We start from the raw sequence: 13,056 nt of genomic DNA, 5'->3' as shown, positions 1-13,056 counted from the left end.
CTGATCAAGGGGTTTACGCCGAAAGGCGTAAACCCCTTGATCATGTGTGGGTGTGTCCGGGTATCGTCCGAGGCGATGTTCACCGGAACCGCGGTCTTCGACCTGCTGCTGCCGGGCGACTCCCGGTCGCTCAAGGCCAAGAGGTCCTACGTACGGCCGATCGTGGCGGCGCTGCGCCGCTTCGAGGTGTCGGCCGCCGAGGTGGGAGCGCTCGACCTGCACGGTCGGGCGCTGATCGGGGTGGCCGTGGTGGCGGCCGAGCCGGCCCACGTGCGCGAGGTGCTGGATTCGTGCGAGCGCCTGGTGGCCGCCCGGCCGGAGGCCGAGCTGCTGTCCGTGCGCCGACGGCTGCACGGTGAGGACGACTGAGACCGTCCGTCACCGGGTGTCCGGTACCACCGGCGGCGGCGCACGGCCGCGGTGGTGGCGCGGGTAGTGTTCGAGGTGTTGGCCGGCCGGCCCGGGTGACGTTCCGCGTCCCCCGGCGGCGGCCGGGAGCGGGACGCCGTGGAGGTGGCGAGATGTCGGATCCGGCCAAGGTACGCCGGCACGCGGAGCGGGTGCGTGAACTGGTCGCGTCGGTGGTACGCAGCCAGATCAAGGACCCGCGGCTCGGCATGATCACCATCACCGACGCCCGGATCACCGCCGACCTGCGGGACGCCACGGTCTTCTACACGGTGCTCGGCGACGCGGCGGCCCAGTCGGGCACGGCGGCGGCGCTGGAGAGCGCCAAGGGCATGCTTCGCAGCACGGTGGGCAAGGCCCTCGGGCTCCGCCACTCGCCGACGCTGACCTTCGTCCTCGACGACGTGCAGGACCAGGTCAAGCACATCGACGACCTGCTCGCCCAGGCGCGCCACGCGGACGCCGAGGTGCAGCGCCTCGCCGCCAGGGCCGAGTACGCGGGCGAGGCCCAGCCGTACCGGCTGGAGGACGAGGCGGACGAGGACACCGAGGAGACCGAGGAAGCTGACGAGCCGCGGAGCGGGGACCGGCGGTGACCGATCCGTCCGGCGGCGCGCTGACCGACGTGGTGCCCGACGGCGCCGTCGAGACGTCCACCGAGGCCGCCCCGGCGGCGGCCGGGCCGGTCGAGGCCGAGTGGGCGGCCGCCGTCGCCGCCGTACGTGCCGTGCCGGCGGACGGGCGGGTGCTGCTGATCTGCCACGTCAACCCCGACGGCGACGCGCTCGGCAGCATGCTCGGCTTCGGCCTCGCCCTGCGGCGGCTCGGCGTCGGGCGGATGCAGGCCACCTTTCCCGGCCCGTTCGAGGTGCCCGAGACGCTTCGCGGGTTGCCGGGCGAGGAGCTGCTGGTGCCGGCGGCGGAGGCGTACCCGGATCCGGACCTGGTGGTCTGCTTCGACGCGGCGAGCGAATCCCGCCTGGGCGACCTCGTCGACCGGCTGGCCACCGCCGGCACCGCCCTGGTGCTCGACCACCACGCGTCCAACACCCGGTTCGGCGGGGTCAACCTGGTGGAGCCGGGCGCGGCGGCGACCTCGGTGGTCGTCGACGAGCTGCTGACCCGTCTCGGGGTGCCGCTCGACGCGGGGATCGCGGAGTGCCTGTACGTGGCGCTGACCACCGACACCGGCTCGTTCCGGTTCGAGGCCACCACCCCGGCGGTGCACCGACTCGCGGCCCGGCTGCTCGCCACCGGCATCCGGCCGGGCGACATCTCCCGCCGGATCTTCGACACCCGGCCGTTCGGCGCGGTCCGGCTCTTCGGCGAGGTGCTGGGCCGGGCGCGACTGGAGCCCGCGGCGGCGGGCGGCCGGGGTCTGGTCTGGACGTACGCGACCCTGGACGACCTGGCGCGGCACGGACAGCGGCCGTACGTGCTGGAGGCGCTCATCGACTCCGTACGGTGCACCGCGGAGGCCGACGTGAGCTGCGTGGTGAAGCAGATCGCGCCCGGGGAGTGGGCGGTGTCGCTGCGTAGCAAAGGTGCGGTGGACGTCAGCCGGGTGGCGGTGGCGCTGGGTGGTGGCGGGCACCGCTTCGCGGCCGGCTTCACCGGGCGGGGCGACGCCGAGCAGGTGGTCGACGCCATCCGCGACCAACTGGACGCGGCGCTGATCGACGTCCGCCGCTGAATTTGGGTCGCCGGGACCGCCGGCCCGACGCCGGTGCGGGGCTCGACCCGAAAGATCAGGGTCGGCTCCGGGGAGTGTCCGTCTTTCCGCCGTCGGTGACGGTGGGCAGAATTGCGGGATGGAGCAGCCCCACGACCTCACCGTCGAGGCGCCCCGCGCCTGGGACCGTCCCGCCGTCGCCGTGCCGGTGCTCGTCTGCCTGTCGCTCGTCGGTGGCCGGTTCCCGTCCTTCTCGGTCGAGGCCAACCTCTGGACGCTCGGCACCGGTGGGGTGCTGATCTGGCTCGGCCTGAGCAACCGGGTGCCCCGGCGGCCCGCGCCGCACCGGCTGGATTCGGGTGCGGTGTGGTGGACGCTGCCGGTCGTGGTGTTCGTGGTGTTCGAGGGGGCGACCTTCGTGGCCGCCGCCGGCGACGACTTCCCCACCTTCTCCCGCCTGGCCGATCCGCTGCTGGAGGACCGGCTGGTCCGCTCCGCGACCTGGCTGGCCTGGCTGTCGGCGTTCTGGGGGCTGGTGCGGCGATGATGCGGGCGCTGGCCATCGGCGGTTTCCTGGTCTCGTTGGCCCTCTTCGCCGTCGTCGAGTGGGCGGCCCGGCGCGAGGGGTCCCGGATCCCCACCCTCGGCGAGCTCTGCGCGTACGTGATGCGCTACGAGGTGGGGTCGGTGCCGGTCGGCCGGATCGGCGTCTTCGGCTTCTGGTGGTGGCTCGGCTGGCACTTCCTGGCCCGCTGAGGGGGCGGTCGGCGTACCGTCACCGTTGTCCAGATTCCGGGAACACCGCGCAGCATGTGGACCTGAACGATAGCTTGGGAAATGACCGGGGCCGTGCGACGGCGCTGGTCGTGGGCGGTGGTGCCGCACCCGGCGCCGCCTCCCTCCAGGGTCCGATCGACCCGGGCTCGCTGCCCCAGCAGCCGCTCCGGTGACCCCGGATGTGCTGAGGGCGCACAGACCGCCCGTGAGTTCCACCGTCGTGCCGGTGGCTCGCGCCCTGGAAGGGATCACCACTCATGCCGAACAAGCCCAAGCCCGAGACCACGGACGAGGCCCGCGAGCAGATGCGCCGCGCCCTGCAGACCTCGATGGACACCCGTCAGTGACGCCGGCGCGGATCGGTTGATGCCCGGCGGCGTCCCACGCCGGTGTGCCGGGCATCGACCAGCCGGGACGGGAGGACCGCCCGGTAAGTGACGAGCGAGGTTGCGGCCCTTACCTCGCACGTGTCAGGATCGGCGGCGATGAGCCAGCCGGTCGCCACCGCCCCCGAGACGGCGTCGCCCCGACGGATCGCGGCGCTCGCCCTGCCCGCACTCGTCGTGCTGGCCGCCGAGCCCCTCTACGTCCTGGTCGACACCGCCGTCGTGGGGCACCTGGGCCGGGTCCCGCTCGCCGCGCTGGCCGTCGGCGGCACCGTCCTCACCCTCATCGCCTGGCTCGGCACGGTCGTCGCGTACGGCACCACCGGCCGGTCCGCCCGCCGGTTCGGTGCCGGTGACCGGGGCGCCGCCGTGGCGGAGGGCGTCCAGGCGTCCTGGCTCGCCCTCGGGGTGGGCGTCGCGGTCGCGGTCGGCATGCAGTTGGGCGGCGGAGCGCTCACGCGTACCCTCGCCGGGGCCGACGGCGACGTGGCCGACGCCGCGGCCCAGTGGCTGCGCGTCGCGGCGCTCGGCGCTCCAGGCCTGCTGCTCGCCGCCGCCGGCAACGGCTGGCTGCGCGGCATCCAGGACACCCGCCGTCCGCTGTGGTTCGTGCTCGGACCGAACCTGCTCTCCGCGGTGCTCTGCCCGCTGCTGGTCTACCCGGCCGGGCTCGGCCTGGTCGGCTCGGCGGTGGCCAACGTGATCGCGCAGACGATCTCCGGTGCGCTCTTCGTCGGCGCGCTGGTCGCCGAACGGGTGTCTCTGAGCCCGCGCCCACGGATGATCGCCCAGCAACTCGTGCTCAGCCGTGACCTGCTGATCCGCGGTCTCGCCTTCCAGGCGAGCTTCCTGTCCGCGACCGCGGTGGCTGCCCGCTTCGGCGCGGCCGCCGTCGGGGCCCACCAGATCGCCCTGCAACTGTGGTTCCTCACGGCGCTGGTGCTCGACGCGCTCGCCATCGCCGCCCAGGCGCTGGTCGGCGCGGCGCTGGGCGCCGGCGACGCCGCCGGGGCGCGCGGCCTGGCCCGCCGGATCGCTCTGCTCGGCGGGGTCTGCGGCGTGGCGTTCGCCGTGCTCATCGCCGCCGGCGCCGGCGTGGTTCCCGGGTGGTTCAGCTCCGATCCGCAGGTACGCGACCAGGCGATGGTGGCCTGGCCGTGGTTCGTGGCGATGCAGCCGCTCGCCGGCGTCGTCTTCGCCCTCGACGGGGTGCTGATCGGCGCCGGGGACGTCCGTTACCTGCGCAACCTGACGATCGTGGCGGCGCTCGGCGGCTTCCTGCCGGCGATCTGGCTGGCGTACGGGCTCGACCTCGGGCTCGGTGGCATCTGGGCCGGGCTCACCCTCTTCGTGGTGCTCCGGCTGGTCGCCCTGCTGCTCCGGCTGCGCTCCGGCGGCTGGGCGGTGGTCGGCGCGGTCCGGGCCTGACCGGGGCACACCCGCCGGCCCGCGCCGCGCATCCCGATCGGCTGTGCGTCACACCATCCCGAAGAGGGCGTTGGCGGCCAGCACCAGAGCCAGCGCCGCCGCGAAGCAGAGGAAGAACGCGGCCACCTTGACCGCGTTCGGGTAGCGCTCGTGTAGCCGGCGCCGGCCCTGCCACGCCCACCACTGCCGGCGGAGCACGGCGGCGCCCGGCAGTGCGAGGGCGGCGCCGGCCAACCGGTCACCGACGGTGCGGCGCGGAGGCGGCGGGTTGAGCATCCACTCCGGCAAGGAGGAGGGCTGCTGCGGGGTGCGGAGCAGGCGCCGGTCGTCGGCGGCGGGACCGGTCCGGCTGTCGTTCGGAGTGCCCATCGAATCTCCCCGTGGTCCGGACGCCGGACTGCCGGCCGGCGTCACCACCGGACATCGTGGCAGGAAGAGGCGAACAACACATTCCTGTTTTCGGCCCGGCGTCCCGTCGCCGGGGCGCACCGGCCCATCTGGCAGGCTTGGCGGTCGTGAGCGCAGACGGACTGATCGTGGTCGACAAGCCCGGTGGCATGACGTCGCACGACGTGGTGGCGCGCGTGCGGCGACTGGCCCGGACGCGACGCGTCGGGCACGGCGGCACCCTCGACCCGATGGCCACCGGCGTGCTGGTGATCGGCGTCGGTCGGGCCACCCGGCTGCTGACGTACGTGATCGGGGCCGGCAAGAGCTACACCGCCACGATCCGCCTCGGCCAGGCGACGGTCACCGACGACGCCGAGGGCGACGTGATCGCGACCACCCCGGCCGGGCGGGTGACCGACGACGCGGTCCGGGCCGCCCTCGCGGCGCTCACCGGTGAGATCGACCAGGTGCCCAGCGCGGTCAGCGCCATCAAGATCGACGGACAGCGGGCGTACAAGCGGGTACGAGAGGGGGAGAGCGTCGAGCTTCCGGCCCGCCGGGTCACCATCTCCCGGCTGGACGTCCTCGCGGTCCGCCGGGACCAGCCCGACGTGGTGGACGTGGACGTCGACGTCACCTGTTCGTCCGGCACGTACATCCGGGCGATCGCCCGGGACGTGGGGCTGGCGCTCGGGGTCGGCGGGCACCTGACCGCGCTGCGGCGTACCGCCGTCGGTGGTTTCACCCTGGCCGAGGCGGCCACCCTCGACGAGCTGGAGCAGCGCGCCCCCGACGTGGTCAACCTGCCGCTCGCCGCCGCGGCCGACCGGTTCTTCCCGCGTCGGGACGCCACCGCCGACGAGCAGCGGGTGCTGTCGCACGGCGGCCCGCTGCAGCCGGTCGGGATCACCGGCCCGTACGCGGTCTTCGGCCCGGCCGGGGGGTTGATCGCTATCGTCAGCGAGCGGGACGGTCGGGCCCGCGCGGAGATCGTGCTGGCCCCGGCCTGACAGGCGGCGGTCGGCCAGCGGCAGGGGAGGAGCGGTATGCAGCGGTGGCGGGGGTACGACGCGGCGCCCGGTGGCTGGGGGCGGTCGGTCGTCACGATCGGCGTCTTCGACGGCGTGCACAAGGGGCACCAGGCGACCATCGGTCACGCCGTGGCGCGGGCCCGGGAGCTGGGCGTCAAGTCGGTGGTGGTCACCTTCGACCCGCACCCGGCGGAGGTGGTGCGGCCGGGCTCGCACCCGGCGGTGCTCACCGAGCCGGCCCGCAAGGCCGAGCTGATCGAGGCGCTCGGCGTGGACGTCCTCTGCGTGGTGCCGTTCACACCGGAGTTCTCCCGGCTGCCGGCCGAGGCGTTCGTCCACGACGTGCTCGTCGAGCACCTGCACGCCACCCGGGTCGTGGTGGGTGCCAACTTCCGGTTCGGGCACCGGGCCGCCGGTGACGTGGCGCTGCTGGAACGGCTCGGGCGGACCTTCGGCTTCGCCGTCGAGGGGGCGCCGCTGGTGTCGGAGGCGGGCACCGTCTTCTCCTCCACGTACATCCGCTCGTGCGTCGACGCCGGGGACGTGGTCACCGCCGCTGCCGCGCTGGGCCGGCCGCACCGCCTCGAAGGGGTGGTGGTGCGCGGCGACCAGCGCGGCCGTGAGCTCGGCTTCCCCACGGCCAACCTGCTCTGTCACCGGTACGCCGCGGTCCCCGCCGACGGCGTGTACGCCGCCCGCCTGGTGCGGCGGGGGCACCGGGAGCCGCTGATGGCCGCCGTGTCGGTCGGCACCAATCCGACCTTCTCCGGGCGGGAGCGGCGGGTCGAGGCGTACGTGCTCGACTTCGACGGCGACCTGTACGGCGAGCGGCTGGCCCTGGACTTCGTGGCTCACCTGCGGGGGCAGGTCCGGTACGACTCGGTCGAGCCGCTGGTGGCCCAGATCACCGAGGACGTCGAGCGGACCCGGCGGGCGCTGGCCTGAGGCCGCCCGCGCGGGCCCCGGGCGACGGGAGGTGCGGGCCGTCCACCGGCGGTGGGCTCCGGCGGCCGGTCGACGCCGCCGAGCCGCCCCGCGGCCCTTGACCGGCTCGCCCGACCGGTTGCTGGTAGGCTGACGGGGACGTCGGCTGACCGACGTGGGGCCTCGCGTGCCTGCACGACGCCGCGGGTGCGAGGACCGTCCGTTTCCGTTCGGCGCGACCCGACACGACGGACATCGCCGAACAACCCATCGAAACAGGGAGAACATGGCGCTCGACCAGGAAGCCAAGGCCCAGATCCGCGCGGAGTACGCGACCGTCGAGGGCGACACCGGTTCGCCCGAGGTGCAGGTCGCGGTCCTCACCAAGCGGATCGCGGACCTGACCGAGCACCTGAAGGTGCACAAGCACGACCACCACAGCCGCCGCGGGCTGCTGCTGCTGGTCGGCCGTCGCCGTCGGCTGCTCAACTACGTCCAGAAGAAGGACATCAACCGCTACCGGTCGCTCATCGAGCGGCTCGGTCTGCGCCGGTGACGTGACGGGGGAGTGGCCGACCAGGCCGCTCCCCCGCTTCGGTTCACCACCGGGAACACCGAACAACCAGGACCGCGCGACCACCCGACACCCAGGGAGCCGGTCAGCGTACCGGTCTCCGGTAGTGGCCCCCGGGCAAACGGCACGACGCCGACCGCCCGGGCGCTTCGATCGAAGACCGGCCGTCTGAACAGCTCTGCGTCGCGGGTCCGTTCACGCGAAGGAGCACAACCGCAGATGACCGAGAGCAGTAACCTCGGCACCGAGTCCCGCACCGCCGTGATCGACAACGGGGCCTTCGGCACCCGTGAGGTCACCTTCTCCACCGGTCGGCTGGCCCGTCAGGCCGCCGGCTCCGTCGTCGCCCAGCTGGGCGAGACGGTCGTCCTCTCCGCCACCACCGCCGGCAAGCAGCCGAAGGAGCAGTTCGACTTCTTCCCGCTGACCGTCGACGTCGAGGAGCGGATGTACGCCGCCGGGCGGATCCCCGGCTCGTTCTTCCGTCGTGAGGGGCGGCCCAGCGAGGACGCGATCCTCACCTGCCGCCTGATCGACCGGCCGCTGCGCCCGTCGTTCGTCAAGGGCCTGCGCAACGAGGTCCAGGTCGTCGAGACCGTCCTCGCGCTCGACCCGCAGCACCCGTACGACGTCGTGGCGATCAACGCCGCCTCGATGTCGACCAAGCTCTCCGGCCTGCCGTTCTCCGGGCCGATCGGCGCCACCCGGATGGCGCACGTCGACGGTCAGTGGGTCGCCTTCCCGACCCACGAGGAGCTGGCCCGGGCCACCTTCGACATGGTGGTCGCCGGCCGTGCCCTGCCGGACGGCGACGTCGCGATCATGATGGTCGAGGCGGAGGCCACCGAGCACACCGTGAAGCTGGTCGCCGACGGCGCCCCGGCCCCGACCGAGGAGGTCGTGGCGAGCGGTCTGGAGGCCGCCAAGCCGACCATCCGCGAGCTGTGCCGCGCGCAGAGCGAGCTGGCCGAGGTCGCCGCCAAGCCGGTCCTCGAGTACCCGGTGTTCCTCGACTACCAGGACGACGCGTACGAGGCGGTCGCGGAGTTCGCCCGCGCCGACGTCGCCGAGGCCCTCCAGATCGCCGGCAAGGCGGTGCGTGAGGAGGCCCTGGACGCGATCAAGGCCCGGATGCTGGACGAGCTCGCCCCCCGCTTCGAGGGTCGCGAGAAGGAGCTCTCCGCCGCCCTGCGGTCGCTGACCAAGTCCGAGGTCCGCAGCCGGGTGCTGCGCGAGCAGGTCCGCATCGACGGCCGCGGCCCGCGGGACATCCGCCCGCTGAACGCCGAGGTCGGCGTGCTGCCCCGGGTGCACGGCTCGGCGCTGTTCGAGCGTGGCGAGACCCAGATCCTGGGCGTCACCACGCTGAACATGCTGCGCATGGAGCAGGCGCTGGACACGCTCTCCCCGGAGAAGTCCAAGCGCTACATGCACAACTACAACTTCCCGCCGTATTCCACCGGTGAGACCGGCCGGGTCGGCTCGCCGAAGCGGCGCGAGATCGGCCACGGCGCGCTCGCCGAGCGGGCGCTGATCCCGGTGCTGCCGTCGCGCGAGGAGTTCCCGTACGCCATCCGGCAGGTCTCCGAGGCCCTCGGCTCGAACGGCTCCACGTCGATGGGCTCGGTCTGCGCGTCGACGCTCGGCCTGCTCAGCGCCGGTGTGCCGCTCAAGGCGCCGGTCGCCGGCATCGCCATGGGCCTCATCTCCGACGAGGTCGACGGCAAGACGCAGTACGTGACGCTGACCGACATCCTCGGCGCCGAGGACGCGTTCGGTGACATGGACTTCAAGGTCGCCGGCACCCGGGACTTCGTGACCGCGCTCCAGCTCGACACCAAGCTCGACGGCATCCCGTCGGACGTGCTGGCCGCCGCGCTCCAGCAGGCGCACGAGGCCCGGCAGACGATCCTCGACGTGATGCAGCGGGCGATCGAGGCCCCGGCCCCGATGTCGGACTACGCGCCGCGGGTCACCACCGTCAAGATCCCGGTCGACAAGATCGGCATGGTGATCGGCCCCAAGGGTCAGACGATCAACGCCATCCAGGACGAGACCGGCGCCGAGATCTCCATCGAGGACGACGGCACGATCTACGTCGGCGCCACCAACGGCCCGTCGGCCCAGGCGGCGGTGGAGCGGATCAACGCCATCGCCAACCCGACGCTGCCCAAGGTCGGCGACCGGTTCCTCGGGACCGTGGTGAAGACGGCCGCGTTCGGCGCCTTCATCTCGCTGCTCCCGGGCCGCGACGGCCTGCTGCACATCTCGAAGGTGGGCGACGGCAAGCGGGTCGAGAAGGTCGAGGACTTCCTCAACGTCGGCGACAAGGTCGAGGTGGAGATCGCCGACATCGACCAGCGCGGCAAGATCTACCTGGACAAGGTCCGCCCGGAGGGCGCCGAGGCCCCGGCCGAGGCCGAGGCGGGCGCCGAGCGGCCGGCCGGCCGTGACCGGGGCGACCGGGGGCCGCGCGACCGCGGTGACCGCGACCGCGGCGGTGAGCGCGGCAGCCGTGGCCCGGACCGCGGTGACCGTGGCGAGGGCGGCGAGGGCGGCGGCGATTCGCGTCCGCGCCGTCGCACCCGGCACACCTGACCGGTAACCACCGCACCACCCACCCCTCGTCGAACCGGGAGCACCACGTGAGTCGGGCCGCCAGCGCGCCGTTTCCGCCGGATCGACGGGGGGTGGCGGCGTTCCGGGGCACGACCGGGGGCCGCGCCGGCGGCGCCCGTGCGGTGACCCGGACGCTCAGCGACGACCCGCTGGGCGGGACCGTCCGTCGGACGGTTCTGCCCAGCGGCCTGCGCGTGCTCACCGAGGCGATCCCCACGATGCGCAGCGTCTCGTTCGGCATCTGGGTGTCCGTGGGGTCGCGGGACGAGAACGGCCCGCAGGCCGGTGCCGCCCACTTCCTGGAGCACCTGCTGTTCAAGGGCACCCACAAGCGGAACGCCCTGGACATCTCCTCGGCGATCGAGGCGGTCGGCGGCGAGACCAACGCCTTCACGACGAAGGAGTACACCTGCTACTACGCGCGGGTGCTCGACGAGGACCTGCCGCTCGCCATCGACGTGATGTGCGACCTCGTCGCCGACTCGGTGCTCACCCCGGCCGACGTGGAGACCGAGCGGGGCGTGATCCTCGAGGAGATCGCCATGCACGACGACGAGCCCGGCGACGAGGTCCACGACCTCTTCACCCGGGCCGTCTACGGTGACCACCCGCTCGGCCGGCTGATCTCCGGCACCGAGGAGACGGTCACCCCGATGACCCGCCGGCAGATCCAGAGCTTCTACCGGCGGCACTACACCGCCCCCCGGATCGTCATCGCCGCCGCCGGCAACCTCGACCACGCCGCGGTGGTCAAGCTGGTCCGCCAGGCGCTGCGCGGCACTCCGCTGGACACCGACCCGGCGACGCCGGCGCCGTTCCGGGCCGCCACCCCGGCGGTACGCACGAAGCCCGTCACGACCCTCGTGGAGCCGAAGGAGACCGAGCAGGCGCACGTCGTGCTCGGCTGCCCCGGCATCGACCGGCTGGACGACCGCCGCTTCGCCCTCGGCGTCCTCAACAACGTCCTCGGCGGCGGCATGTCGAGCCGGCTGTTCCAGGAGATCCGCGAGCAGCGCGGCCTCGCGTACTCGGTCTACTCGTACGCCAGCCAGTACGCCGACAGTGGCCTGTTCGCCGTCTACGCCGGCTGCGCTCCGGGCAAGGTGGACGAGGTGCTGGACCTGACCCGCACCGAGCTGGCGCGGGTGGCCGCCGACGGGCTGACCGAGGCCGAGGTGGCCCGTGGTAAGGGCATGAGCAAGGGCTCGTTCGTGCTGGGCCTGGAGGACACCGGCTCCCGGATGAGCCGCCTCGCCAAGGGCGAGCTGCTCTACGGCGACCTGATGCCCGTCGACGAGCTGCTCGCCCGGGTCGACGCGGTCACCGTCGACGACGTCAACGACCTCGCCGCCGAGCTGCTCGGGCGGCCGATGTCCCTGGCCGTGGTCGGCCCGTTCGGCGAGTCCGACTTCACCGCGTGAGCGACCACCCCACCCCGGCGGTGCCCGCGTCCCGATTGGGATAGGTTGTGCCCCGTGACTGACGAGCAGGACAAGAGCGCGGACGAGCCGATCCGGGTCGGCGTGCTGGGCGCTCGGGGCCGGATGGGTCTCGAGGTCTGCCGCGCGGTGGACGCGGCGCCCGACATGGAGCTGGTGGCCATGATCGACCAGGGCGACTGGCTGTTCAACGCCTCCGACGCCGGGGCCGAGGTGGTCGTCGACTTCACCACCCCCGACGTCGTCATGGACAACCTGCACTGGTGCATCGACCAGGGCATCAGCGCCGTGGTCGGCACGACGGGCTTCACCGAGGCGCGGCTGGAGCGGGTACGCGGCTGGCTCGCCCGCAAGCCCGGCGTGGGCGTGGTGGTCGCCCCCAACTTCGGCGTCGGCGCGGTCCTGATGATGCAGTTCGCCGCCCGGGCGGCCCGGCACTTCGAGTCGGTGGAGATCATCGAGCAGCACCACCCGCGCAAGCTCGACGCCCCGAGCGGCACCGCCACGCACACCGCCCGCCTGATCGCCGAGGCCCGCGCCGCGGCCGGGCTGGGCCCCGTGCCGGACGCCACCAAGGACGAGGTGGCCGGCGCGCGTGGCGCCGACATCGACGGCGTACGCGTGCACGCGGTCCGCGCCACCGGCCTGGTCGCCCACCAGGAGGTGCTCTTCGGCACCACGGGCGAGACGCTGACCATCCGGCACGACTCGTACGACCGGGCGTCCTTCATGCCGGGCGTGCTGCTGGCCGTCCGCGAGGTGCGCAACCGACCGGGCCTCACGGTCGGCCTGGACGCCCTGCTCGACTGAAAGCGGTCGTCAGCCCACCCCGGCCGCTCTAGGCTGCCCGGGTGATCGACTCCCACGTCCACGACCGGCTCGGCCGCCGGGTCACCCTGCGCCCGGTGGGCGACGACAACTGGCGTGCGGTGGCGGACGTCGCCCCGCGCGATGACCAACGCCTCTGGGTGCCCGCTCTCGCCGCCCGCTACCTGCTGCTGACCGACCGGTCCGACGTGTGGACCTCACTCGCGGTGTACGCCGACGAGACCGTCGTCGGCCACGTGATGTGGGGTGTGGACGACGACGGGTCGCGGTGGATCGGCGGCATGCTGGTCGACGCGGCCGAACAGGACCACGGCGTCGGCCGTGCCGCGGTGGTGACCCTGGCGGAGTGGCTGGCCCGGGAGGACGGCGGAAACCCGGTGCGGCTGTCGTACCACCCGGACAACACCGTCGCCGCCCGCCTCTACAGCAGCCTTGGTTTCGCCCCGACCGGTGCGACGGAGGACGACGAGATCGTCGTCGAACTGGTCGACCCCGCCTGACAACCCGCTGCGCCGGGCACCGGCCGGCCGCGCACGGTCCGGCCGGTGGGCCGCGCGGGCCGGGCCGCGGTGGGCTCCGA

Annotated in this window: 14 protein-coding genes; 13 read left to right on the top strand and 1 reads right to left on the bottom strand. The window is 73.5% G+C overall.

Annotated features, from left to right (window positions below):
- The first annotated feature begins 75 nt into the window (after positions 1–75).
- The 6 genes from AB0873_RS01560 (at position 76) to AB0873_RS01535 (ending at position 4,671) form a co-directional block, all read left to right on the top strand.
- Positions 76–369 carry a DUF503 domain-containing protein gene (locus AB0873_RS01560; protein ID WP_155333545.1) on the top strand — a complete coding sequence of 98 codons (294 nt, stop codon included), beginning with the start codon at positions 76–78 and terminating at the stop codon, positions 367–369.
- 152 nt (positions 370–521) lie between these two features.
- Complete coding sequence (gene rbfA, locus AB0873_RS01555; protein WP_366597959.1) at positions 522–1,004, top strand: 30S ribosome-binding factor RbfA; 483 nt, start codon at positions 522–524, stop codon at positions 1,002–1,004.
- A 32-nt stretch (positions 1,005–1,036) separates the two neighbouring features.
- Entirely contained in the window at positions 1,037–2,101 is a 1,065-nt protein-coding gene (locus AB0873_RS01550) for a bifunctional oligoribonuclease/PAP phosphatase NrnA (protein WP_366598054.1), read from the top strand.
- Between the two features lie 118 nt (positions 2,102–2,219).
- Positions 2,220–2,627 carry a hypothetical protein gene (locus tag AB0873_RS01545; RefSeq protein ID WP_155333543.1) on the top strand — a complete coding sequence of 136 codons (408 nt, stop codon included), beginning with the start codon at positions 2,220–2,222 and terminating at the stop codon, positions 2,625–2,627.
- Positions 2,627–2,836: a DUF6186 family protein gene (locus tag AB0873_RS01540; RefSeq protein WP_196255955.1), complete on the top strand. Its 210-nt coding sequence runs from the start codon at positions 2,627–2,629 to the stop codon at positions 2,834–2,836. Before AB0873_RS01545 ends, AB0873_RS01540 begins: the two co-directional genes overlap by 1 nt.
- A 506-nt stretch (positions 2,837–3,342) precedes the next feature.
- Positions 3,343–4,671, top strand: coding sequence for an MATE family efflux transporter (locus tag AB0873_RS01535; protein WP_366597958.1), 1,329 nt, complete (start codon positions 3,343–3,345; stop codon positions 4,669–4,671).
- A gap of 48 nt (positions 4,672–4,719) precedes the next feature.
- On the opposite strand, the gene AB0873_RS01530 is transcribed toward AB0873_RS01535, so the two are convergent.
- The gene (locus tag AB0873_RS01530; RefSeq protein ID WP_366597957.1) at positions 4,720–5,040 is read right to left on the bottom strand and encodes a hypothetical protein; all 321 of its coding nucleotides are present in this window, start codon (positions 5,038–5,040) and stop codon (positions 4,720–4,722) included.
- 146 nt (positions 5,041–5,186) lie between these two features.
- On the opposite strand from AB0873_RS01530, the gene truB reads away from it, so the two are divergent.
- From truB to AB0873_RS01495, 7 genes are all read left to right on the top strand, one after another.
- Positions 5,187–6,071 carry a tRNA pseudouridine(55) synthase TruB gene (gene truB / locus AB0873_RS01525; RefSeq protein WP_366597956.1) on the top strand — a complete coding sequence of 295 codons (885 nt, stop codon included), beginning with the start codon at positions 5,187–5,189 and terminating at the stop codon, positions 6,069–6,071.
- Positions 6,072–6,107: 36 nt separating this feature from the next.
- Positions 6,108–7,037, top strand: a complete 930-nt coding sequence (locus AB0873_RS01520) for a bifunctional riboflavin kinase/FAD synthetase (RefSeq protein WP_366597955.1) — start codon at positions 6,108–6,110, stop codon at positions 7,035–7,037.
- Between the two features lie 265 nt (positions 7,038–7,302).
- Entirely contained in the window at positions 7,303–7,572 is a 270-nt protein-coding gene (rpsO, locus tag AB0873_RS01515) for a 30S ribosomal protein S15 (RefSeq protein WP_155333538.1), read from the top strand.
- A gap of 237 nt (positions 7,573–7,809) precedes the next feature.
- The gene (locus tag AB0873_RS01510) at positions 7,810–10,188 is read left to right on the top strand and encodes a polyribonucleotide nucleotidyltransferase (RefSeq protein ID WP_366597954.1); all 2,379 of its coding nucleotides are present in this window, start codon (positions 7,810–7,812) and stop codon (positions 10,186–10,188) included.
- A 47-nt stretch (positions 10,189–10,235) separates the two neighbouring features.
- Positions 10,236–11,630, top strand: coding sequence for a pitrilysin family protein (locus tag AB0873_RS01505; RefSeq protein ID WP_366597953.1), 1,395 nt, complete (start codon positions 10,236–10,238; stop codon positions 11,628–11,630).
- A gap of 54 nt (positions 11,631–11,684) precedes the next feature.
- Positions 11,685–12,458, top strand: coding sequence for a 4-hydroxy-tetrahydrodipicolinate reductase (gene dapB / locus AB0873_RS01500; RefSeq protein ID WP_366597952.1), 774 nt, complete (start codon positions 11,685–11,687; stop codon positions 12,456–12,458).
- A 41-nt stretch (positions 12,459–12,499) separates the two neighbouring features.
- Positions 12,500–12,976 carry a GNAT family N-acetyltransferase gene (locus AB0873_RS01495; protein WP_366597951.1) on the top strand — a complete coding sequence of 159 codons (477 nt, stop codon included), beginning with the start codon at positions 12,500–12,502 and terminating at the stop codon, positions 12,974–12,976.
- Positions 12,977–13,056: the final 80 nt, after the last annotated feature.

It is taken from the genome of Micromonospora sp. NPDC047707 (genome assembly GCF_040704235.1).
Classification (GTDB): domain Bacteria; phylum Actinomycetota; class Actinomycetes; order Mycobacteriales; family Micromonosporaceae; genus Micromonospora.
The sequence above is the reverse complement of the archived record's forward strand: the minus strand, read 5'-3'. Positions and strand labels throughout refer to the sequence as shown.

Excerpts from the sequence above, each read along its gene's own strand:
- AB0873_RS01510 (WP_366597954.1), top strand. The coding sequence starts at position 7,810 with ATGACCGAGAGCAGTAACCTCGGCACCGAGTCCCGCACCGCCGTGATC.
- AB0873_RS01545 (WP_155333543.1), top strand. The coding sequence starts at position 2,220 with ATGGAGCAGCCCCACGACCTCACCGTCGAGGCGCCCCGCGCCTGGGAC.
- AB0873_RS01540 (WP_196255955.1), top strand. The coding sequence starts at position 2,627 with ATGCGGGCGCTGGCCATCGGCGGTTTCCTGGTCTCGTTGGCCCTCTTC.
- AB0873_RS01530 (WP_366597957.1), bottom strand. The coding sequence starts at position 5,040 with ATGGGCACTCCGAACGACAGCCGGACCGGTCCCGCCGCCGACGACCGG.
- rpsO (WP_155333538.1), top strand. The coding sequence starts at position 7,303 with ATGGCGCTCGACCAGGAAGCCAAGGCCCAGATCCGCGCGGAGTACGCG.
- AB0873_RS01535 (WP_366597958.1), top strand. The coding sequence starts at position 3,343 with ATGAGCCAGCCGGTCGCCACCGCCCCCGAGACGGCGTCGCCCCGACGG.
- AB0873_RS01560 (WP_155333545.1), top strand. The coding sequence starts at position 76 with ATGTTCACCGGAACCGCGGTCTTCGACCTGCTGCTGCCGGGCGACTCC.
- rbfA (WP_366597959.1), top strand. The coding sequence starts at position 522 with ATGTCGGATCCGGCCAAGGTACGCCGGCACGCGGAGCGGGTGCGTGAA.
- AB0873_RS01520 (WP_366597955.1), top strand. The coding sequence starts at position 6,108 with ATGCAGCGGTGGCGGGGGTACGACGCGGCGCCCGGTGGCTGGGGGCGG.